Here is a 20,896-nt window from a genome sequence, read left to right as displayed (position 1 = left end):
TGGAATGCGGCGCGCTTATCCAACCTTTCGCCGAAGATCAAGCCTTGACGGCCACCGCTTCATAGAACATACAGTGAACATACGGAACCATACATGGTTAAGCGCAGTCTAATCCCGATTGGACTTGGTCCGCCGGGGGCACCGAGCGGGAGTTTGCTATGTTGCACGTGGTCGTGACGATGATGTTCCTGGGCAGCGGCATGCTCGCCCTCACTGTGATCGCGGCGATGCTGGTCGATCATGCCGGGCAGATCGCGCTGGCGCTCGGCCTGCGTCGCAATGTGCTGCCGCCGCTTCCCGTCCCGGCGGCGCGGGTCAGGGTCGTGCGGAGCCCGCGGCTGACGCCGCTGTCGCCCGCGCGGCTGCGCGCAGCCGCCTGACCTTCGCATAGCTGCGGATGCCCAGCGGTATCGCCAGCGCGTAGAGAATGCCGGCCACGCTCAGCGTGGCCCACGGCGCCACGATCAGCGCACCTCCGATGATCGCGATCACGGCCAGCAGGCCAAGCCGGATGCCGCGGCGCGGCCGCATCGCCGCCCAGCTGAACGTGGCGAGGCTGGAGACGAGCAGGAAGGCCACCAGCGCCGCCCATGGCGCCACCAGCCACGTCTGGCGCACCGTCTCGTCGCCGGTCCACAGCCACAGGTAGATCGGCAGTAGCAGCAGCCCGGCGCCCGCCGGCGCGGGTACGCCGGTGAGGAAGCCGGCCGATTTGTGCGGCTGGTCGCTCACGTCGATGTTGGCGTTGAAGCGGGCGAGCCGCAGGGCGCAGCACACCGCATGGGCCAGCGCGAACAGCCAGCCATATTGCGGCAGATATTGCAGCGACCAGAGATAGAGGATGATCGCTGGCGACACGCCGAAGGCGATCACGTCGGACAGCGAATCGAGCTCGGCGCCGAAGCGGCTGGCGCCGTTGAGCATCCGCGCGACGCGCCCGTCCAGGCCGTCCAGCACCGCCGCCACCACGATCGCGCCGACCGCCCTGTCCCACTCCCCGCCGATCGCGAAACGGATGCCGGTCAGGCCGAAGCACAAGGCGAGCGCGGTGATCGCGTTCGGCGCCAGCGCCCGCAGCGGGATGCCGCGCCGGAAGGCCGCGCGATCGGGCTTCAACACAGCGCCGCTCCCGCCGACGATCGGGGTGCCCCGCCCGTCACAGGGGCATGCCCTCCACCCGCTCGGGATCGCCGATCCGCGCCAGGATCGTCTCGCCGGCGATCGTCCGCTGGCCCAGTGCGATGCGCGGGCCGGTACCGGCCGGCAGGTACACGTCGACCCGGCTGCCGAAGCGGATCAGGCCGATCCGCTGGCCGCCTGCCACGATATCGCCCGGCTTCACGAACGGCACGATCCGCCGCGCCACCAGCCCGGCGATCTGGGTGAAGCCGATGCGGGTGCCGTCGTTCGCCTCCACCAATATGTGCTGCCGCTCATTCTCCTCGCTCGCCTTGTCGAGATCGGCGTTCAGGAACTTGCCCGATATGTAGACCACGCGGCGGATCGTGCCGGCGATCGGGGTGCGGTTGATGTGCACGTCGAACACGGACATGAAGATCGACACGCGCGTCATCGGCGCGTCGCCCAGCCCCTCCGCGCCGGCCATCTCGCGCGGCGGCGGCACCGTGACGATCATCGTCACCAGCCCGTCCGCCGGCGCCACGATATAGCCCGCTCCGCGCGGAAAGGTGCGCACCGGATCGCGGAAGAAGGCGAGCACCCAGATCGTCACCGCCGCCATCGGCCAGGCCAGCGTCTCCCACGCCATCCACGTGAAGAACAGGCAGATGGCGGCGGAGATCAGGGCGAACTTGCGCCCTTCCGGATGCACGGCGGGGAAGCGCCACTTCACGGTGGAGGTGCCGACCTCGGGCTTTTCGAGAGATGTCATGGCGCCTGTCTAGGGTGGGTGTCCCGCGCTGACAATCGCGCGAGGCGGTGCGCCGGTTCCGCCGGTGACGCCAAGGTCATCCCGCCGTTGATCCCGCGCCTCGCTTTCCCTAGACGCTTGCCAACGCTCACTCCCTCCGGAGGCTTTCCGCCCATGGCCGACAAGATCAAGGTGACAACCCCGCTCGTCGAGCTGGACGGCGACGAGATGACCCGGATCATCTGGCAGTGGATCCGCGAGAAGCTGATCCTCCCCTATCTCGACGTCGAGCTGGAATATTACGATCTCTCGGTCGAGAATCGCGACGCCACGGCGGATCAGGTCACGATCGACTCGGCCAAGGCCATCCAGCGCCACGGCGTCGGCGTGAAGTGCGCCACGATCACGCCGGACGAGGCGCGCGTCGAGGAGTTCAAGCTCAAGAAGATGTGGAAGTCGCCGAACGGCACGATCCGCAACATCCTCGGCGGCGTGGTCTTCCGCGAGCCGATCGTCATCAAGAACGTGCCGCGGCTGGTACCCGGCTGGACGGACCCGATCGTCGTCGGCCGCCACGCCTTCGGCGACCAGTATCGCGCCACCGATTTCCTGATCCCCGGCCCCGGCAAGCTGCGCATGGTGTTCGAGGGCGAGGACGGCCAGGTCATCGAGCATGAGGTGTTCAACTATCCCGACGCCGGCGTGGCGATGGGCATGTACAATCTCGATGAATCGATCCGCGATTTCGCCCGCGCCAGCATGAACTACGCCTATGATCGCGGCTGGCCGCTGTACCTCTCCACCAAGAACACGATCCTCAAGGCCTATGACGGCCGCTTCAAGGATCTGTTCCAGGAGATCTTCGACAAGGAATTCAAGGACAAGTTCAAGGCGCGCAACATCGTCTACGAACATCGCCTGATCGACGACATGGTCGCCTCCGCACTCAAGTGGAGCGGCAAGTTCGTCTGGGCCTGCAAGAATTACGATGGCGACGTGCAGTCCGACACGGTGGCGCAGGGGTTCGGCTCGCTCGGACTGATGACGTCGGTGCTGATGTCGCCGGACGGGCGGACGATCGAGGCGGAGGCGGCGCACGGCACCGTTACCCGCCACTATCGCATGCACCAACAGGGCAAGGCGACCTCGACCAACCCGATCGCCTCTATCTTCGCGTGGACGCAAGGGCTCCAGTTCCGCGGCAAGTTCGACGGTACGCCGGATGTGGTGAAGTTCGCCGAGACGCTGGAGCAGGTCTGCATCGAGACGGTGGAGCAGGGTGGCATGACCAAGGATCTCGCGATCCTGATCGGGCCGGACCAGCCGTGGATGACGACCGAGCAGTTCTTCGAGGAAATCCGCCTCAACCTCGAGAAGAAGATGGCGAACTGGGGCTGATCCGCGGCTTGGCCCCGGACATGATCCGGGGCTGACTTCCGGATTTCGTCATCCCGGCTGGCATGACCCAGCCTCCCCACTCCAAGGGAACCGCCGCCGCCCCGCCCCGTTCGTTTCGCGGACGATCATCGGGGGATTGCAATGTCGGAGAAATCGCACGCCCGGCTGGAGGTGCGCAACGCCGTGCCGGCGGACGCCGCCCGCATCGTGGCGCTGGTAGATCGCGTGTATCCGGAGATGACGCATTACAGCCGCGGCATGATCCGCGGCCAGATCAACAACTTCCCGGACGGGCAGTTCGTCGCCGTGTACGACGGCAAGATCGTCGGCTACTGCGCCTCCTCCCGCATCGACGAGGCGATCGCGCTCGCGCCGCATGACTGGGAGCAGATCACCGGCAACGGCTTCGGCTCCCGCCACGATCCCACCGGCGACTGGCTCTACGGGTTCGAGATGTGCATCGATCCCGGGCTGCGCGGCCTGCGCATCGGCAAGCGGCTGTACGAGGCGCGGCGCGTGCTGGCCGAGCGGCTGGAACTGAAAGGCATCGTCTTCGGCGGCCGCATGCCCAATTTCGCGCGGTCGCGCCGCAAGGTGAAGACGCCGGAGGCCTATCTGGAGCTGGTGAAGGCCGGCAAGATCAAGGATCCGGTGATCGGCTTCCAGATCGCCAACGGCTTCGTGCCGATCGGCATCCTGCCGCGCTATCTGCCCGAAGACACCGGCTCGGCCGGCTTCGCCGCGCACATGGTGTGGCGCAACCCCTATGTCGATCCGAACGAGGAGCCCAAGTTCCGCGTGCCGCGCGATATCGAGAGCGTGCGGCTGGCCACCGTGCAGCTGCAGGCGCGCGCCGTGGCCGACTTCGACGAGTTCGTCGCCAACGTGGAATATTTCGTCGACGTGGCGGCCGACTATCGCGCCGACTTCGTCGTCTTCCCGGAGCTGTTCACCCTCTCCCTCCTGTCGTTCGAGACCGAGCATCTCTCGCCGATGGAGGCGATCGACCGGCTGACCGACCATCGCCAGCCGCTGGTGGACGAGCTCAGCCGCATGGCGCTGCGCTACAACATTAACATCATCGGCGGCTCGCACCCCACCCGCACCGACGATGGCGACATCCAGAACGTCGCCTATGTCTGCCTGCGCGACGGATCGGTCCATGCGCAGGAGAAGATCCATCCCACTCCCAACGAACGCTACTGGTGGCGGATCAAGGGCGGCGACGCGGTGGAGGCGATCCAGACGGACTGCGGCCCGATCGGCGTGCTGATCTGCTACGATTCCGAATTTCCGGAGCTCGCCCGCCGGCTGGTGGACGAGGGCGCGCGCATCCTGTTCGTACCCTTCTGCACCGACAGCCGGCAGGGCTATCTGCGCGTGCGCTACTGCTGCCAGGCGCGCGCGATCGAGAATCAGTGCTTCGTCGTGATGTCCGGCAATGTCGGCAATCTGCCGAAGGTTGAGAATATGGACATCCAATATGCCCAGAGCTGCATCCTGACGCCCTGCGACTTCCCCTTCGCGCGGGACGGCATCGCTGCGGAGGCCAGCGAGAATGTGGAGACGCTGACGATCAGCGACGTGAACCTCGCCGATCTCACCTGGGCGCGGGCGGAAGGCACCGTGCGCAACCTCGCCGATCGCCGCTTCGACCTGTACCAGATCGACTGGAACCACGGCCCGCGCGGCGAGGCGGCGGCCCCCGTCGCGCAGCCGATCGGCACCAAGGCGGCCGGCGGCGGCTGATCCGCCGCGCCGGCCGCGGCCTCACGCGCCCACCAGCGCCTGATCCACCATGCGGCGGGCGATCTCGCTCTCGCCGATGATCGTCAGGTCGGCGCCGAGAGTCTCCAGGTGGTGCGCCTCCGCATCGCCGTGCGTGCGGGCGACGATGCGCAGGCCCGGATTCATCGCCCGCGCCTGCTCCACGATCTGGCCGGCCTCGAAGCTCTCGGGAATGGCGACGAACAGCAGCCGCGCCTCGGCGACGCGCGCCCGCTTCAGCACATCCCGTCCGGCGGCGTTGCCGGCGACGAAGGTGGCCTTCGGATCGTCCGGGCGCTGCGACACATCCTCCTGCGCCTCCACGATCGTCACCCGGTCGCCGGCCTCCAGCAGCTCGCGCGAGACGCGCGATCCGACCCGGCCGTGCCCCACCAGCACGATATGCCCGCTCGGCGATGCGCGCGGCGCGTCGCCGATCGCATGGTCGCCATCGGCATCGGCCAGCGCCTTGCCGGCGGCGCGATCGATCAGCACGAACAGCAGCGGGTTCAGCATGATCGACAGGATCGCGCCGGCGAGGATCAGGTCGCGCGCGTCGGCCGGGATCAGCTTCAGCGAGAAGCCCAGCGTCGCCAGGATGAACGAGAACTCGCCGATCTGCGCCAGGCTCGCCGCGATCGTCAGCGCCGTCTTCGTCGGCCGGGCGAACAGGCGGACGATCCAGAAGGCGGCGATCGACTTGCCCAGCATGATGATCGCCACCGTGGCGATCAGCGCGACCGGCGCCTGCGTCACCACATGCGGGTTGAACAGCATGCCCACCGAGACGAAGAACAGCACGGCGAACGCGTCGCGCAACGGCAGCGTCTCCTCGCCGGCGCGCTGGCTGAGCGGCGATTCGGCCAGGATCATGCCGGCGAAGAAGGCGCCGAGGGCGAACGACACGCCGAACAGCATCGCCGCGCCGAACGCCACGCCCAGCGCGATCGCCAGCACCGCCAGCCGGAACAGCTCGCGCGATCCGCTATGGGCGATCTTGTGGAGCAGCCACGGGATCGCCCGCCGCCCGACGATCAGCATGAACGCGACGAAGGCGACGACCTTGCCGATCGTGATCGCCAGAGTCGTCACCACGCCTGCAACGCCGCCCTCCCCGCCGCCGGCCAGCGCCGGCAGCAGCACCAGGGCCAGCACCATCACCAGATCCTCGACGATCAGCCAGCCAACGGCGATCTTGCCGCGCTCCGTCTCCAGGATGCGCCGCTCCTGCAACGCCCGCAGCAGCACGACGGTGCTGGCGACGGACAGAGCCAGGCCGAACACCAGCCCCGCCCCGATCGACCAGCCGAGCAGGTGGCCGAGGCCGGCGCCCAGCACGATCGCGACGGCGATCTGCACCAGCGCGCCCGGTATGGCGATGGTCTTCACCGCCAGCAGATCCTTCAGCGAGAAATGCAGGCCGACGCCGAACATCAGCAGGATCACGCCAAGCTCGGCGAGTTCGTTGGCCAGATGCTGGTCCGCGACATAGCCGGGGGTGAACGGCCCGATCAGCACGCCGGCGAGCAGGTAGCCGATCAGCGGCGACAGCCGCAGGCGGAACGCCAGCGCGCCCAGGATGAAGGCAAGCACGATACCCCCGACGATGGTGGCGATCAGGGGCGTGGCATGGGGCATGAGCGTTCGTCTCCTCGATCGACCAAGCGCCCGCCCCCCGCTTTGTTCCTCCGCCCGGCCGTCGCGCGCGACTTGCCGGCACGATTTTGCGCGGTCGTGCTGGCCTTGCCCGCGTCGCTTCCGCAAAGGTGGCCGCAATGGCCCTTCCGATAGAATCAGACGCTTTCAGCGATTCGCTCGTCATCCTCGGCGCCGCCGGGCTCGTCATCCCGGCCTTCGCCCGCTTCCGGGTGAACCCGGTGATCGGCTTCATCCTGGTGGGGCTGGCGGTGGGGCCGTTCGGGCTCGGCTCGCTCGTCGGCCGGGCGCCGTGGCTCTACCACATCACCATCTCCGATCCGCATTCAATCGAGCCGTTCGCCGAGTTCGGCATCGTGCTGCTGCTGTTCTCGATCGGGCTGGAGCTGTCGTTCAAACGGCTCTGGTCGATGCGCACCGCCGTGTTCGGGCTGGGTGCGGCGGAGCTGTTCGGGTCGGCGCTGCTGATCGGCGTCGCCCTCCACCTGATCGGCCAGGGCTGGTCGGGGGCGATCGGCATGGGGCTGGCGCTGGCGCTCTCCTCCACCGCACTGGTGCTGCCGATGGCGGGCACCACCAGCCCCGTCGGCCGCACCGCCTTCGCGATGCTGCTGTTCGAGGACCTGGCGCTGGTGCCGATCATCTTCGCGCTGGGCGCGCTGGCGCCGAACGCGACCGATACGGGGTGGGACGGCATCCTCACCACATTGTGGCAGGGCGGCCTCACGATCGTGGTGATGCTCGTTCTCGGCCGGCTGCTGCTGCCGCGCCTGTTCGCCCAGGCGGCGCGCACCAAGAGCCCGGAGCTGTTCCTCGCCGCCAGCCTGCTCGTGGTGATCCTCTCCAGCATCGCCACCACGGCGGTGGGCTTGTCGCCGATCGTCGGCGCGCTGCTGGCCGGCATCCTGATCGCCGAGACCGACTATCATACCGAGGTCGAGGTCATGACCGCGCCGTTCAAGGGGCTGGCGCTGGGCGTGTTCCTCATCACCGTGGGGATGAGCCTCGATCTCAAGGTGATCGCGCAGAACTGGCAGGCGCTGCTCACCGCCGTGATCGGCGTCGTGGCCGCCAAGGCGGTCGTCACCGCCGGGCTGCTGCGGCTCAGCGGCGCGCGCGCCGGCGTGTCGGCGGAAGCGGGGCTGCTGATGTCCTCCCCTTCCGAGACCACGCTGATCGTGCTGGCCACCGCCGCGCAGGCGCAGCTGATCCTGCCGAGCACCGCCGCCTTCTGGCAGATCGTCACCGCGATCGGCCTCACCATCACGCCGCTGCTCGCCCGCGTCGGCCGCGACATGTCGCGGCGGGTGGACGTGCGTGAGGAGCAGGCCGCCGTCGCCGCCGATGCCGATCCGGTGGCGGAGCGGACGGTGATCGTGGGCCTTGGCCGCGTCGGCCGGCTCGTCGCGCAGGTGCTGGATACCCACAAGCGCCCCTATGTCGCGATCGATGCGGACGTGGACACCATCGCCCACGCCCGCAAGCGCGGCTACAATGTGATGTTCGGCGACATCACCCGGCCGGGCATGATCGAGCGGCTGGGCCTCGATACGGCGAGCGCACTGGTGCTGACGATGGACGAGCGCGTCCAGCTCGTCCGCACCACTGCGCAGGTGCGCGCGCTCCATCCGAACCTCACGATCGTGGCCCGCGCGCGCGATCCCAACCACGCCGCCGAACTCTATCGCGCGGGCGCCACCGATGCGGTGCCGGAGACGCTGGAATCCTCGCTGCAACTGTCGGAGGCGGTGCTCGTCGATCTCGGCGTGCCGATGGGGCCGGTGATCGCCTCGATCCACGAGAAGCGGGCCGAGCTGCGCGCCAAGATCATGGAGATGGCGGAGATGGACCGCGAGCCGCCGATCCACCGCCGCACGCTGCGGGACGCGGTGGAGTAAGGCAGGCCCGGCCTGCGTCCCGCGCAGGCGATGACGATCCGCCCCCCTTGCCCCCGCCCCGCCCGCTGGCGCATGATCGGGCATGATCGATCTAGAGCCCGTGGCCGCCCGGCCGATCGACTCCGTCACCGCCGCCGCGCTCGATCGCGCCGCCGCCGCGCCGATGCTGGCGCAGACCGAGACGTGGGCGGCGGTGAACAGCGGCAGCGGCAACCTGGCCGGGCTGGAGCGGATGGCCGGCCTGCTGGCCGACGCCTTCGCCGCCCTTCCCGGCGACATCGCCCTGCGCGAACCCACCCCCGGCGATGCGATCGCGGCGGATGGCACGCGCGTGCCGCTGGCCCACGGCCGCAACCTGCATCTGGTCGTCCGCCCGCAGGCGCCGGTGCAGATCCTGCTCACCGGCCACATGGATACGGTGTTCGCCGCCGATCACCCGTTCCAGTCCGTCCGCCGCATCGACGACGCGACGATCGGCGGACCGGGCGTCGCCGACATGAAAAGCGGCCTCGCGATCATGCTCGCCGCCCTCTCGGCGATCGAGGCGTGCCCGCTCGGCCGGCGGATCGGCTACGAGGTGGTCGTCAACAGCGACGAGGAGGTGGGCTCGCCCGGCTCGTCGGCGCTGATCGCGCAGGCGGCGCGCGGCAAGGCGGCGGCACTCACCTACGAGCCGTCGGCCCTGCCGGACGGAACCCTGGCCGGCGCGCGGCCCGGCAGCGGCAATCTCTCGATCGTCGTCGCCGGCCGCAGCGCCCATGCCGGCCGCAATCCCGAGGATGGCCGCAACGCCATCGTCGCCGCCGCCGATCTCGCCGTGCGGTTGGCGAAGCATGCCGGCCCGCGCCTCTCGATCAACCCCGCGCGGATCGATGGCGGCGGGCCGAACAACGTCGTGCCCGATCACGCCATCCTGCGCGTCAACCTGCGCCCGGCCACGCCGGACGACGAGCGGCGCGCCCGCGCCTTGATCGATTCGGCGATCGCGATGGTCGCGGCCGAGCATGACGTCCGCATCCACCTGCACGGCGGCTTCGGCCGCCCGCCGAAGCCGATCGATCCCGCTGCCGAGCGGCTGTTCGGGCTGGTGCGGGATTGCGGCACGGCGCTGGGCCTGGATATCGGCTGGCGCGCCACCGGCGGCGTGTGCGACGGCAACAACATCGCGGCCTGCGGCGTGCCCGTGGTCGACACGATGGGTGCGCGCGGCGGCGCCATCCACTCGGCGCAGGAATATCTGATCGTGGACAGTTTGCCCGAGCGAGCGCGCCTCTCCGCCCTCGTCCTCCTGCGGCTGGCGGAGGGCGCGACCGCATGAGCTTCCGCATCCGCCCCGCCCGCACCGACGATCTCGATCCGCTCTACGATATGGCCAAGCTCACCGGCGGCGGCTTCACCAACCTGCCGGCCGATCGCGGATCGCTGACGCAGAAGCTCGCCCGCTCCGCCGTCGCCTTCGCCAAGGCGGAGGATGTGGCCGGCGACGATCTCTACGTGCTGGTGCTGGAGGAGGCGGAGAGCGGCAAGGTGATCGGCACCGCCCAGATCTTCGCCAGGGTCGGCGAGAACGCGCCCTTCTACAGCTATCGCCTCGGCACGCTGAGCCAGCACAGTCGCGAGCTCGGCCGCACCTTCCGCGCCGAGATGCTGACCTTGACGACGGATTATGAGGGCGCCAGCGAGGTGGGCGGCCTGTTCCTCCACCCGCGCGAGCGGGCGGGCGGGCTCGGCCTGCTGCTCGCCCGCAGCCGCTACCTGTTCATCCGCGCCCACCGCGCCCGCTTCGCCGATCGGGTGATCGCCGAGCTGCGCGGCGTGATCGACGAGGCCGGGGGATCGCCCTTCTGGGATGGGCTGGCCGGTCGCTTCTTCGGCATGAACTTCCAGGATGCGGACGAATTCAACGCCATCCACGGCCACCAGTTCATCGCCGACATGATGCCCAAGCACCCGATCTACCTGGCCATGCTGCCGGAGACCGCCCGCGCCGTGATCAGCCTGCCGCATCCCACCGGGCGCGCGGCGATGCGCATGCTGGAGCATGAGGGTTTCCGCCACGACGGCTATGTCGACATCTTCGACGGCGGCCCGACGATGGCCGCCCCCACCGACCTGATCCGATCGATCCGCGATGCGCAGCCGGCCCGGGTCGCCGCGATCGGCGGGCCGCCGGGCGGCAAGGCGCTGATCGCCACCGGCCACCTCGCCGATTTCCGCGCCGCCTACGGCCGCGTCGCGCCCGGCGGCGGCGGCGTTGCGATCGACGAGGCGGCGGCCGCCCTGCTCGGCGTGGCGGCGGGGGACGAGGTGCTGCATGTCGGCCGCTGACCTTCCTTCCCGCAACGGGGAGACATCGCGATGCCGCTGACCGAGATCAATTTCGACGGTATCGTCGGGCCGACGCACAATTATTCCGGCCTCAGCCTCGGCAACCTGGCCGCCACGCGCAATGCCGGCGCCGTCTCGCGCCCGCGCGCGGCGGCGCTGCAGGGCATCGCCAAGATGCGCGCCAATCTCGCGCTCGGCCTGCCGCAGGGCATATTGCTGCCGCACCGAAGGCCGAACGCGGCATGGCTGGCCGCACTCGGCAGCAGCGCGGGCCCCGCCGATCCGCTGCTGCTGGCCAATGCCCTCTCCGCCTCGCCGATGTGGGCGGCCAACGCCGCCACCGTCTCGCCCGCGCCCGATACGGCGGACGGCCGCTGCCATCTCAGCGTCGCCAATCTGATGACGATGCCGCATCGCAGCCACGAGTGGCCGGAAACGCTGGCGCAGCTGAACCTCGCCTTCGCCGATCGCCGGCACTTCGCCGTCCACGGCCCCGTGCCCCCGCCCTTCGGCGACGAGGGCGCCGCCAACCACATGCGCCTGGCGCCTGCGCACGATGCGCCGGGCGTCGAGATCTTCGTCTACGGCGTCGCCGGCGGCCCCTACCCCGCCCGCCAGAGCCGGCAGGCGAGCGAGGCGGTGGCGCGGCGCCACGGGCTCGATCCGGCGCGCACGCTGTTCGTGGCGCAATCGAAGGCGGCGATCGCCGCCGGCGCGTTCCACAACGATGTGGTGGCGGTGGCGGACGGCCGCGTGCTGCTGGCGCACGAGCAGGCCTTCGCCGATCCCGCCGGCTTCTACGCCGATCTGCGCCGGTTGCTGCCGGAAGTGGAGATCGTCGAGGTGCCGGCCGACCGGGTGAGCCTGGCGGACGCGATCCGCAGCTACCTGTTCAACGCCCAGCTCGTCACGCTGCCCGGCGGCCAGACAGCGCTGGTGCTGCCCACCGACGCGGGCGAGGTGCCGGCGGTGCGGGCATGGGCGGAGGAGGCGAGCGCCGGCAACGGCCCGATCCGGCAACTCCACTTCGTCGACGTGCGCGAATCGATGGCGAATGGCGGCGGCCCGGCGTGCCTGCGCCTGCGCGTCGTCGCCGATCCCGCCACGATCGATCCGCGCTTCCTGGTGGACGCGGCCGGGCTCGATCGCATCGCCGCCGTGATCTCGACGCACTGGCCGGAAGCGATCGATCCCGCCCGCATCGCCGACCCCGGCCTGTGGCATGCGGCGGAAACGGCCCGCGCCGCGCTGCTTGCCGATCGCGGCATCGATCTGCCCTGACCGGCCACGACGTCACCCGCCCGGCGTTGGCGGCTGCCGGCCGAACAGGCGAACCGCCCGCCGGAACCAGCCACCCTCGGCCCGCGCCGAGGCCGGCGGCGGGCGGAACCGCCGGATGATCCCGCTCAGGTCCGGCTCCGACACGGCGGAGGCCGCGTCCGCCACGGTGAACCAGTGCGTCTGCCGCTCGTGCTTCTCCGGCCAGTCGGCCGCCTGCGCTGCCACCGCCAGCGGAAACACCTCCACCTCGATCGCGCGCGTCTCGCCGGTCTTCAGCCGCTTGCGATAGTGGAAACGGCCTATCGCGGTGGCGAAGCTGTGGCCGCTGAGCCCCGCTTCCTCATACGCCTCGTGCGCGGCGGCGACGTGCGCCTTCATGCCGCGCATCGGGTTGCCCTTGGGGATGATCCAGCGCCCGCTGCCGCGCGAGGTGATCAGCATGATCCGCGCGGACCCGTCCTCCTCGATGCGAAAGGGCAATGCTGCGATCTGCCTGATAGCCGGGCCTCCGTCGAAACGTGATCCTCACACGATCAAGCGTGGAAAAACAATCGATTCGCTTCAACCGGCCGATCGATGGCGCCCCGTCCACACCGCATCGAGCGCGGCCTGTGCGCCCTCCTCCTTCACCGTCCGCACGATCGACATGCCGCGCAGCGTCACCGCGCTGCCGCGCAGGAAGCGGCCCTCTAGCGTGTAGCCGAGATCGTGGATGGCGCGGCTGGTGTGGCGGGCGCCGCCGGCCAGATAGTGCGTGACAACGATGATCGGCAGGCGCTGGTCGCCGGGATCCTCGTCCTTCTGCCCCGCCCCCTTGCGCGCGCGCTTCAGCGGCTCGGCGAACCAGTCGGCCTCGATGCGCGGATCGCCGGTCGTCTCCACCGGCGGCAGCTTCAGGGCGGAGGGGAAGAGGATCGTCTGCGCCTGGATCGCCTGCTCCGGATTGAGCGGCGCGAGGGTCAGGCGATCGCCATCGCGCGACGGTGTCGCCCGCAGCACCAGCACGGCCGCCTCGGCATCCGCGCGATCGGCGGTGGCGACCGCCTTCTCCTCGGTCCGCACCCGTTCCTGATGCGAGTCCCACAACGTCAGGGCGGAGATACCGACGGCCGCGACCGCCAGTATCTCCCCCAACGTCACCCAGCGCCGGCGTTTGGCCGCGCGCGCCTCCGGGCCGTCCTCCGTAGCGATCGCCGCGCGTCCCTATTCCGCCGCGATCGCCATCGCCGACTCGTCGGCCTTCGCACGCGGCACAAAGGGGCAGGTCTCCTCCTTCTCGGCCATGTCGAACACGAACAGCATCTTCGCCAACCCGCCGAGATAGCTCATCACCGTGCCCAGCTCGAGGATCTGCGCATCGTCGAAATGGGCGCGCAGGCGGGCGTAGAGGTCGGGTTCGAGGTGGCCGTGCACGTTGGTCATCAGGAACTGGTCGGCCAGTTCCAGCACCGCCTGCTCGGCCGCGCTGAAGATGGATCGGTCGCCCTCGATCGCGTGCAACTCCGCCTCGCTGTAGCCGGCTTCGCTGGCGCCCTGCGTGTTGCCCAGGTTGCAGCTGCGGCAGCCATGGCCCAGGCTCATCCGCAGCCGGGCGAGATGCTTTAGCTTCTCGTCGACGCGGCCGCCGTAGAAGATCTTGCCGTAGAAGTCGGTCATCGTGAAATCGAGCAGTTCGGGTGCGTGGGCGCCCTTCTCGATGAAGGCCGCCTGGCCGGTCAGCCGGTACACGAAGTCCCAGGACTCCTGCAGTGCCGGCGTCAGCTCCTCCCGCGGCACGCTGCGGATCGTCTCGCTCATGGCCTCTCCTCTCCTCCCGCTGGTCCGCGCCTGCCTATTTCAGATGCGGCGAGATCAGCTTGTTCATCTCGAACATGGTCACCTGCTTCTTGCCGAACACCTTCTCCAGTTTGTCGTCCGCCAGGATCTCGCGCTTGTCCTTCGGGTTCTGGAGATCGTTCTTCTTGATGTGCTCCCACAGCTTGCTCACCACGTCGCTGCGCGACAGCGGCTTGTCGCCGACGATCGCCGCGAGATCGGGCGAGGGCTGGAGCGGTTTGTGCAGGCCGTCCACCTTCTCGCCCGTCTTGGGCTCGGCAGTCTTGGACGCACTGGTCTTGGGCTTGGCCGCCGCCTTCGCCTTGGGGGCCGCTTTGGGCTTGGCATCCGCTTTGGTAGGCATGGAACCTCCGCATCTTGTTCTAGACCGGCATGTAACCACCGCCCGGCCCTATATGTCCATCGCAATCGCCAGCGGGCGCCGGGATGGAGCAGAAAGCGCGGCGATTGCCCGCGCCGGCGGCACGGTTCGTCGCTGCTGAAACATGGATGCAAACACGGATAACGTATCGTTAAAACCTTTCCATGCAGTCATGCGGCATGCGATTCGAGGCGGGCAGATCGGGGTTGAGAGGGGCGTGCGCCGCCCTGGCCATCGTCGTCGCCGCGCTGCCGGCGGCGCTGCCGGCCGAGACGCTGGGGCTGACGGTGGGCGAGTGCGTGCCGTTCGCCCGGGCGATGTCCGGCATCCAGATCTACGGCGATGCGTGGACGTGGTGGCAGCAGGCGGACGGCCGCTACGCCCGCGGCCGCTCGCCCAAAGTGGGCGCGGTGCTCGTCTTCCGGCCGGGCGGGGCGATGCGGCTCGGCCATGTCGCGGTCGTCAGCCGCGTCATCAGCCCGCGCATCCTGATGGTGACGCACGCCAACTGGTCCCGCATCGGCGGCACGCGCGGGCAGGTGGAGCGCGACGTGACGATGGTCGACGTCTCGCCCGCGCATGACTGGAGCGCGGTGCGCGTGTGGTACGATACCAACGAGGCGCTCGGCGGCAGCACCTACCCCACCTACGGCTTCATCTACGGCACGCCCGATCGCGCGGCACCGCCCGGCACCCGCACCGCCGCCCCCGCCCCCACGCTCAGCGGCCCCTCGCCCGATATCGTCGGCGCCGTGCTCGACTCGGTGGGCTGACGCGCCGCCGCGCCCATCGACGCGCGCCTGCTATCCCTCTACGCTCCCCCGCTTTATCGGGAGAGACTTGCTTCATGGCCTCCATCGCCCAGGCCGCCGACCGCGACGACCATGCCTTTCTCGGCCACCCGCGCGGCCTGGCCTACCTCGCCTTCGCCGAGGCTTGGGAGCGCTTCTCCTTCTACGGCATGCAGACGCTGCTGGTGCTCTACATGGTCGGCCAGCTGCTGCTGCCCGGCCATGTCGAGCATGTCGCCGGCTTCGCGGCCTTCCGCCGCACGCTCGAGGGCGCCTACGGATCGCTCTCGGTGCAGGCGCTCGCCTCGGCGATCTTCGGCCTCTATGCCGGCCTCGTCTACCTCACGCCGATCGCCGGCGGGCTGCTCGCCGATCGCGTGCTCGGCCGCACGAAGACGGTGACGCTGGGCGCGCTGCTGATGGCGGCGGGGCACTTCCTGATGGCGTTCGACGTCTCGTTCCTGTTCGCCCTGCTCTGCCTGGTCATCGGCTGCGGCTGCTTCAAGGGGAATATCGCGGCGCAGGTGGGCACGCTCTACCAGCCGGGCGACCTGCGCCGCGCGGACGCCTTCCAGATCTACTATCTCGGCATCAATGCCGGCGTGATCGCGGCACCTCTCGTCTGCGGCACCCTGGGCGAGCTCTACGGCTGGCACTACGGCTTCGGCGCGGCCGGCATCGGCATGGTGCTGGGCCTGGCGATCTATCTCGCCGGCCGCCGCCACCTGGTGCCGGATGCGCCGCGCGCCGCCGCCGCCGCGCCGCGCCCCACGCTGCTGCCGGGCGAGGGCCGCACGATCGCGCTGCTCGTCGCGCTGCTGCCGGTGCTGGCGCTGGCGATCATCGGCAACATGGAGATCTTCAACGCCTATCTCGTCTGGGCGCAGGCGCATGTCGATTTCACCCTGTTCGGCCGCACGATGCCGACGACGTGGCTGGTGACGCTCGACACGATCGCGTCCGTCAGCTTCCTGGTCGGCGCGGTGGCGTTCTGGCGGCTGTGGGCGCGGCGCTTTCCCGAGCCGGACGAGATCACCAAGATCGCGATCGGCGCGCTGATCGCGCTGCTCGCCCCGCTCGTCCTCGCCGCGTGCGCCTGGCATGAGGCGAGGACCGGGCAGAAGACGCCGGTCGCCTGGCTGATCCTGTTCCACGTCGTCAACAGCATCGGCATCGCCAACGTCTTCCCGGTATCCCTCGCGCTCTACTCCCGCGCCGCGCCGGCCCGGCTGGGATCGACGATGCTCGGCATCTTCTACCTCCACTTCTTCGCCGCCAACGTGCTGGTCGGCTGGCTCGGCGGCCGGCTGGAGACGATGCCCGCCACCTGGTTCTGGGCGATGCATGCGGCGCTGATCGGCCTCGCCGCGCTGCTGCTGTTCGCCGCCCGCGCGCTGTTCGGCCACCTGCTCGCGCCGGCGAAGGCGGTGGCATGACGGGCGATCCCGCCGCGCCGCCGCTGCCGCCCGCCACCTTCTTCGGCCAGCCCCGCGGCCTTGCCTATCTGGCCTTCACCGAGGCGTGGGAGCGTTTCTCTTATTATGGCATGACGGCGCTGCTGACGCTCTACATGATCGGCCAGCTGCTGCTGCCCGGCCATGTCGAGCATATCGCCGGCTTCGCCGCCTTTCGCGGCGCGGTGGAGCGGCTGACCGGCCCGCTCTCCAACCAGGCGCTCGCCTCGCAGGTGTTCGGCCTCTACTCGGGCTTCGTCTACTTCACGCCGGTGCTCGGCGGGTGGCTGGCGGATCGCTTCATCGGCCGCCGCGCCGCGATCGTGTCGGGTGCCCTGCTGATGAGCGGCGGCCATGTCGCCATGGCGTTCGACCGGAGCTTCCTGCTCGCCCTGCTCCTGCTGATCGTCGGCTGCGGGCTGCTAAAAGGCAATATCTCGGCGCAGGTGGGCGAACTCTACCGCCGCGACGACGAGGCCGGGCGCACGCGCGGCTTCGCCATCTTCAGCATGGCGGTCAATTTCGGCGCGGTGGCCGGCCCGGTCGCCTGCGGCTTCCTCGCCGATCGCTATGGCTGGCACGTCGGCTTCGGCGCGGCGGCGGTGCTGATGCTGTGCGGCCTGCTCACCTATCTCGCCGGCATCCGCCACCTGCCCGGCGATCGCCAGCCCAGCCGCGCGGCCGCGCCCGCCGCACCGCTGACGCGTGCGGAATGGCGGCGGGTCGCGGCCCTAACTGCCGTGATGGGCATCACGATCTTCCAGTCGATCGCTTACTATCAGATATCGAACGTCGGCCTCGTCTGGATCGAGGGCAATGTCGATCTCGCCTTGGCCGGCTTCCGCGTGCCGGTGCCGTGGTTCAGCGCCGTCGATCCGTTTTTCAGCATCGTCGGCGTGCCGGCGCTGTTCGCCCTGTGGCGCCGGCAGGCGGCGCACCGCGGGGAGCCGGGCGATCTCGCGAAGATCGGCATCGGTGCCGCCATCGCCGCCGCCAGCAATCTGGTGCTCGCCGTCGCGGCGCTGGTCGGCGGGCGCGTCGGCCTGATCTGGCCGCTCGCTTACTGCGCTGGCCTTGGCATCGCCTTCCTCTATTACTGGCCCACGCTGCTCGCCCTAGTCGCCGGCGCCGCCCCTAAGCGGCTCGTTTCCACCCTGATGGGCTGCGCCTTCCTCTCGCTCTTCGTCGGCAACACCGTCATCGGCTGGATCGGCGGCTATTATGAGCGGATGGGCCACGCCGCCTTCTGGGCCATGCACGCCGCGATCGCGGCGACGGGCGCCGTGCTGATCCTGCTGTTCGGCCGCCGCCTGGGCCATGTCCTTTCGAGCCGCTGACTGGACAGGGCGGCGCACCGAACATATATCGAACGGATGGCGCAGCTCGATACACGCGAAAAGCTGGCGATCCTGGCCGATGCCGCCAAATATGATGCGTCCTGCGCGTCGTCCGGCACCGCCAAGCGCAGCAGCGCGGGCGAGACCAGCGGCATCGGATCGACCGAGGGCATGGGCATCTGCCACGCCTACGCACCCGATGGCCGCTGCATCTCGCTGCTGAAGATCCTGCTGACGAACAGCTGCATCTTCGACTGCCACTATTGCATCAACCGCAAGAGCTCCAACGTGCGCCGCGCGCGCTTCACTGCCGAGGAGGTGGTGAACCTCACCCTCGCATTCTACCGGCGCAACTATATCGAGGGGCTGTTCCTCTCCTCCGGCATCATCCGCTCGTCCAACTACACGATGGAGCAGATCGTCGAGGTGGCGCGATCGTTGCGCGAGGATCACGGCTTTCGCGGCTACATTCACCTCAAGACGATTCCCGACGCCGATCCGGAGCTGATCCACCAGGCCGGGCTGCACGCCGATCGTATATCGATCAACGTGGAGCTACCGACCGAGCAGGGGTTGAAGCGCCTCGCGCCCGAGAAGTCCGTTGAAGGCATCGCCGGTGCGATGGGCGACATCAAGGCGGCGATCGAGGACAAGACGGATGCGAAGCGGCGGTTCAAGTCCGCCCCCCGCTTCGCGCCCGCCGGCCAGTCCACCCAGATGATCGTCGGCGCGGACAGCGCGAACGACGGCGAGATCGTCACCCGCGCCAGCGGCCTCTACGATCGCTTCAAGCTGCGCCGGGTCTATTATTCGGCGTTCAGCCCCATTCCGGATGCGAGCGCGATCCTGCCGCTCCAGCGCCCGCCGCTGATGCGCGAGCATCGCCTCTACCAGTCGGACTGGCTGATGCGCTTCTACGGCTTCGCGCCGAAGGAGGTCGTCGCCGCCACCGGAGCGGACGGCATGCTGCCGCTCGACATCGACCCGAAAATGGCCTGGGCGCTCAAGTTTCGCGAGAATTTCCCCGTCGACGTCAATCGCGCGTCGAAGGAGATGCTGCTGCGCGTGCCGGGCCTCGGCATCAAGGCGGTGAACGCGATCCTGCTCTCGCGGCGCTGGCGCACGCTGCGACTCGACGATATCGCCCGCCTCACCGTCTCCGTCGCCAGGCTGCGCCCCTTCATCACCGCGGCGGACTGGACACCCGGCGGGCTGATCGACCGGGTGGACCTGAAGGCGCGCATCGCCCCGCCGGCCAAGCAGATGGAGCTGTTCGCCGCGTAGGCGGGGTCGGATCGGCGCAACCGAACGCCCGGTCGCGCGTCGTCGGCCCATGCGCACCGTCCACCTCGCCGCCCCAGACGATTTCGACGGCTGGCGCGATGCCGCCCGCGCCCTCGCCCTCGCGCGCGTGCCGCCGGAGGAGATCGTCTGGCACGCGGGCGACGGCGCGCCGGACCTGTTCGCCGACGAGGCGGTGCTCGACACCGCGGTGGAGGGCGCCTTCTCCGTGCCGCGCGCCTTCGTCGCCCTCGCGCGCGATGCCGTGTGCCATGCCGATGCGGAGCGGTTCGCTCTGCTCTACGCGATGCTGCTGCGGCTGCGCGATCAGCCGCGCCTGATCGAGGATCATGCCGATCCACTGCTCCGCCGCATCGAGGAGCTGGCGAAGGCGGTGCGCCGCGACGTGCACAAGATGCGCGCCTTCCTCCGCTTCCGCGAGCTGGAAGAGGGCGACCAGCCGCGCTTCGTCGCCTGGTTCGAGCCCGAGCATCATATCGTCCGCATCAACGCCGCCTTCTTCGTCCGCCGCTTCGCCACGATGCGCTGGTCGATCCTGACGCCCGAACTGTCGCTGCACTGGGACGGCGCGACGCTGAGCGAGGCGCCGGGCGCCAGCAAGGCCGATGCGCCGGCCGGCGACCCGCTGGAGGAGACGTGGAAGACCTACTACGCCTCCATCTTCAACCCGGCACGCGTGAAGATCGGCGCGATGCTGAAGGAGATGCCGAAGAAATACTGGAAAAACATGCCGGAAACGGCGTTGGTCCCGCAACTGATAGCAGGCGCGCAGGCGCGGGAGAGCGGCATGATCGCGAAGTCGGACCTCAAGGTGGCGGATGCCGTGGCGGCTGAACCGCCCGCCGATGTGGGTGGCAACAGCCGCCTCGCATGGGAGGCGCTGCGCGAGGAGGCGGCCGCCTGCACCCGCTGCCACCTCTACAAGCACGCCACGCAGACGGTGTTCGGCGAAGGGCCGATCGATGCCACACTGATGTTCGTCGGCGAGCAGCCGGGCGATCAGGAGGATCTCGCCGGCAAGCCGTTCGTCGGTCCCGCCGGGCAGATGTTCGATCGCGCGCTGGCCCAGGCCGGGGTCGATCGCGGCACCGTCTACGTCACCAACGCGGTCAAGCATTTCAAGTTCGAGCAGCGGGGCAAGCGCCGCATCCACGCCAAGCCGCAGGGGCCGGAGATCGAGGCGTGCCGCTGGTGGATCGAGCAGGAACGCGTGCTGATCCGACCGCCGCTCACGGTGGCGCTGGGCGCCACGGCCGCCCGCTCGCTGCTGGGCAAGGTGGTGACGATCAGCGGCGCGCGGGGCCGCCCGCACGTGCTGCAGGATGGCGGCGAGGCGTGGGTGACGGTCCACCCCAGCTACCTGCTGCGCATCCCCGAACGCGAGAAGGCGGAGGAGGAATATGCCCGCTTCGTGGCCGACCTGAGAGCCGCCGGCGCCCGCGCGAAGGAACTCGCCTGATCCCTCCGGCGCGCGACGGTGCCGGCCATCGCGAAGGAAGCGGGTCTAGGGCCGAACGACATTTAGCGAATGAGCCGATTGACTCGGCGCTTGTGCGGACCGCTCATCCAGAGGAGCCATTGAGCGTGTCGAAATGGCGTCTCGAAGGACATGGACGG

Annotated in this window: 19 protein-coding genes; 12 read left to right on the top strand and 7 right to left on the bottom strand. The window is 69.3% G+C overall.

What is annotated here, in order from left to right; translation table 11 throughout:
- The first annotated feature begins 158 nt into the window (after positions 1 to 158).
- Entirely contained in the window at positions 159 to 380 is a 222-nt protein-coding gene (locus tag GNT64_RS03725) for a hypothetical protein (RefSeq protein WP_156678292.1), read from the top strand.
- On the opposite strand, the gene GNT64_RS03720 is transcribed toward GNT64_RS03725, so the two are convergent.
- Together GNT64_RS03720 and GNT64_RS03715 are read right to left on the bottom strand one after the other, a co-directional pair.
- Complete coding sequence (locus GNT64_RS03720) at positions 316 to 1,116, bottom strand: CDP-alcohol phosphatidyltransferase family protein (RefSeq protein WP_422396616.1); 801 nt, start codon at positions 1,114 to 1,116, stop codon at positions 316 to 318. The genes GNT64_RS03725 and GNT64_RS03720 overlap by 65 nt on opposite strands.
- A 40-nt stretch (positions 1,117 to 1,156) precedes the next feature.
- Positions 1,157 to 1,891 carry a phosphatidylserine decarboxylase gene (locus tag GNT64_RS03715; protein ID WP_156678290.1) on the bottom strand — a complete coding sequence of 245 codons (735 nt, stop codon included), beginning with the start codon at positions 1,889 to 1,891 and terminating at the stop codon, positions 1,157 to 1,159.
- A gap of 153 nt (positions 1,892 to 2,044) precedes the next feature.
- On the opposite strand from GNT64_RS03715, the gene GNT64_RS03710 reads away from it, so the two are divergent.
- Together GNT64_RS03710 and GNT64_RS03705 are read left to right on the top strand one after the other, a co-directional pair.
- Positions 2,045 to 3,268, top strand: a complete 1,224-nt coding sequence (locus GNT64_RS03710; RefSeq protein ID WP_156678289.1) for an NADP-dependent isocitrate dehydrogenase — start codon at positions 2,045 to 2,047, stop codon at positions 3,266 to 3,268.
- A gap of 141 nt (positions 3,269 to 3,409) precedes the next feature.
- Entirely contained in the window at positions 3,410 to 5,017 is a 1,608-nt protein-coding gene (locus GNT64_RS03705; RefSeq protein WP_156678288.1) for a bifunctional GNAT family N-acetyltransferase/carbon-nitrogen hydrolase family protein, read from the top strand.
- A 21-nt stretch (positions 5,018 to 5,038) separates the two neighbouring features.
- Here the strand turns inward: GNT64_RS03705 and ybaL are convergent, their stop codons facing one another.
- Positions 5,039 to 6,673, bottom strand: coding sequence for a YbaL family putative K(+) efflux transporter (gene ybaL, locus GNT64_RS03700; protein WP_156678287.1), 1,635 nt, complete (start codon positions 6,671 to 6,673; stop codon positions 5,039 to 5,041).
- Between the two features lie 137 nt (positions 6,674 to 6,810).
- Here ybaL and GNT64_RS03695 point away from each other — a divergent pair, with 137 nt between their 5' ends.
- The 4 genes from GNT64_RS03695 (at position 6,811) to GNT64_RS03680 (ending at position 12,198) form a co-directional block, all read left to right on the top strand.
- Complete coding sequence (locus GNT64_RS03695) at positions 6,811 to 8,589, top strand: cation:proton antiporter domain-containing protein (RefSeq protein ID WP_156678286.1); 1,779 nt, start codon at positions 6,811 to 6,813, stop codon at positions 8,587 to 8,589.
- 82 nt (positions 8,590 to 8,671) lie between these two features.
- Positions 8,672 to 9,907 (top strand): hydrolase, encoded by a 1,236-nt coding sequence (locus GNT64_RS03690; protein WP_156678285.1) that lies wholly within the window; start codon positions 8,672 to 8,674, stop codon positions 9,905 to 9,907.
- Entirely contained in the window at positions 9,904 to 10,917 is a 1,014-nt protein-coding gene (locus GNT64_RS03685; RefSeq protein WP_156678284.1) for an arginine N-succinyltransferase, read from the top strand. Before GNT64_RS03690 ends, GNT64_RS03685 begins: the two co-directional genes overlap by 4 nt.
- Before the next feature lie 30 nt (positions 10,918 to 10,947).
- Positions 10,948 to 12,198 (top strand): N-succinylarginine dihydrolase, encoded by a 1,251-nt coding sequence (locus GNT64_RS03680; RefSeq protein ID WP_156678283.1) that lies wholly within the window; start codon positions 10,948 to 10,950, stop codon positions 12,196 to 12,198.
- 12 nt (positions 12,199 to 12,210) lie between these two features.
- Here GNT64_RS03680 and GNT64_RS03675 read toward each other — a convergent pair whose 3' ends face one another.
- The 4 genes from GNT64_RS03675 to GNT64_RS03660 form a co-directional block, all read right to left on the bottom strand.
- Positions 12,211 to 12,678, bottom strand: a complete 468-nt coding sequence (locus GNT64_RS03675; RefSeq protein ID WP_197277273.1) for an NUDIX hydrolase — start codon at positions 12,676 to 12,678, stop codon at positions 12,211 to 12,213.
- Between the two features lie 81 nt (positions 12,679 to 12,759).
- Positions 12,760 to 13,338, bottom strand: a complete 579-nt coding sequence (locus GNT64_RS03670; RefSeq protein WP_231639236.1) for a hypothetical protein — start codon at positions 13,336 to 13,338, stop codon at positions 12,760 to 12,762.
- Between the two features lie 63 nt (positions 13,339 to 13,401).
- Positions 13,402 to 13,995 carry a carboxymuconolactone decarboxylase family protein gene (locus GNT64_RS03665; RefSeq protein WP_156678281.1) on the bottom strand — a complete coding sequence of 198 codons (594 nt, stop codon included), beginning with the start codon at positions 13,993 to 13,995 and terminating at the stop codon, positions 13,402 to 13,404.
- Positions 13,996 to 14,029: 34 nt separating this feature from the next.
- Complete coding sequence (locus GNT64_RS03660) at positions 14,030 to 14,377, bottom strand: SWIB/MDM2 domain-containing protein (protein WP_156678280.1); 348 nt, start codon at positions 14,375 to 14,377, stop codon at positions 14,030 to 14,032.
- A gap of 224 nt (positions 14,378 to 14,601) precedes the next feature.
- Between GNT64_RS03660 and GNT64_RS03655 the strand changes: the two genes are divergently transcribed.
- The 5 genes from GNT64_RS03655 (at position 14,602) to GNT64_RS03635 (ending at position 20,738) form a co-directional block, all read left to right on the top strand.
- Positions 14,602 to 15,168: a CHAP domain-containing protein gene (locus GNT64_RS03655; protein WP_422396615.1), complete on the top strand. Its 567-nt coding sequence runs from the start codon at positions 14,602 to 14,604 to the stop codon at positions 15,166 to 15,168.
- Positions 15,169 to 15,242: 74 nt separating this feature from the next.
- Positions 15,243 to 16,622, top strand: coding sequence for a peptide MFS transporter (locus tag GNT64_RS03650; RefSeq protein ID WP_156678278.1), 1,380 nt, complete (start codon positions 15,243 to 15,245; stop codon positions 16,620 to 16,622).
- A complete protein-coding gene (locus GNT64_RS03645; RefSeq protein WP_156678277.1) occupies positions 16,619 to 17,977 on the top strand; it encodes a peptide MFS transporter in 1,359 nt (452 codons plus the stop codon). The genes GNT64_RS03650 and GNT64_RS03645 overlap by 4 nt, the downstream gene beginning before the upstream one ends.
- Before the next feature lie 36 nt (positions 17,978 to 18,013).
- Complete coding sequence (locus GNT64_RS03640) at positions 18,014 to 19,261, top strand: putative DNA modification/repair radical SAM protein (RefSeq protein WP_156678276.1); 1,248 nt, start codon at positions 18,014 to 18,016, stop codon at positions 19,259 to 19,261.
- A gap of 49 nt (positions 19,262 to 19,310) precedes the next feature.
- On the top strand, positions 19,311 to 20,738 hold the full coding sequence (locus GNT64_RS03635; RefSeq protein WP_156678275.1) for a UdgX family uracil-DNA binding protein: 1,428 nt from the start codon (positions 19,311 to 19,313) through the stop codon (positions 20,736 to 20,738).
- The last annotated feature ends 158 nt before the right edge of the window (positions 20,739 to 20,896 follow it).

Source organism: Sphingomonas profundi, assembly GCF_009739515.1.
In the GTDB taxonomy this organism is placed as follows: domain Bacteria; phylum Pseudomonadota; class Alphaproteobacteria; order Sphingomonadales; family Sphingomonadaceae; genus Alterirhizorhabdus; species Alterirhizorhabdus profundi.
The sequence above is the reverse complement of the archived record's forward strand: the minus strand, read 5'-3'. Positions and strand labels throughout refer to the sequence as shown.

What these genes read in the sequence shown, in the direction of transcription:
- GNT64_RS03725 (WP_156678292.1), top strand. Translation starts at nt 159, where the DNA reads ATGTTGCACGTGGTCGTGACGATGATGTTCCTGGGCAGCGGCATGCTC.
- GNT64_RS03715 (WP_156678290.1), bottom strand. Translation starts at nt 1,891, where the DNA reads ATGACATCTCTCGAAAAGCCCGAGGTCGGCACCTCCACCGTGAAGTGG.
- GNT64_RS03710 (WP_156678289.1), top strand. Translation starts at nt 2,045, where the DNA reads ATGGCCGACAAGATCAAGGTGACAACCCCGCTCGTCGAGCTGGACGGC.
- GNT64_RS03705 (WP_156678288.1), top strand. Translation starts at nt 3,410, where the DNA reads ATGTCGGAGAAATCGCACGCCCGGCTGGAGGTGCGCAACGCCGTGCCG.
- ybaL (WP_156678287.1), bottom strand. Translation starts at nt 6,673, where the DNA reads ATGCCCCATGCCACGCCCCTGATCGCCACCATCGTCGGGGGTATCGTG.
- GNT64_RS03695 (WP_156678286.1), top strand. Translation starts at nt 6,811, where the DNA reads ATGGCCCTTCCGATAGAATCAGACGCTTTCAGCGATTCGCTCGTCATC.
- GNT64_RS03690 (WP_156678285.1), top strand. Translation starts at nt 8,672, where the DNA reads ATGATCGATCTAGAGCCCGTGGCCGCCCGGCCGATCGACTCCGTCACC.
- GNT64_RS03685 (WP_156678284.1), top strand. Translation starts at nt 9,904, where the DNA reads ATGAGCTTCCGCATCCGCCCCGCCCGCACCGACGATCTCGATCCGCTC.
- GNT64_RS03680 (WP_156678283.1), top strand. Translation starts at nt 10,948, where the DNA reads ATGCCGCTGACCGAGATCAATTTCGACGGTATCGTCGGGCCGACGCAC.
- GNT64_RS03665 (WP_156678281.1), bottom strand. Translation starts at nt 13,995, where the DNA reads ATGAGCGAGACGATCCGCAGCGTGCCGCGGGAGGAGCTGACGCCGGCA.
- GNT64_RS03660 (WP_156678280.1), bottom strand. Translation starts at nt 14,377, where the DNA reads ATGCCTACCAAAGCGGATGCCAAGCCCAAAGCGGCCCCCAAGGCGAAG.
- GNT64_RS03650 (WP_156678278.1), top strand. Translation starts at nt 15,243, where the DNA reads ATGGCCTCCATCGCCCAGGCCGCCGACCGCGACGACCATGCCTTTCTC.
- GNT64_RS03645 (WP_156678277.1), top strand. Translation starts at nt 16,619, where the DNA reads ATGACGGGCGATCCCGCCGCGCCGCCGCTGCCGCCCGCCACCTTCTTC.
- GNT64_RS03640 (WP_156678276.1), top strand. Translation starts at nt 18,014, where the DNA reads ATGGCGCAGCTCGATACACGCGAAAAGCTGGCGATCCTGGCCGATGCC.
- GNT64_RS03635 (WP_156678275.1), top strand. Translation starts at nt 19,311, where the DNA reads ATGCGCACCGTCCACCTCGCCGCCCCAGACGATTTCGACGGCTGGCGC.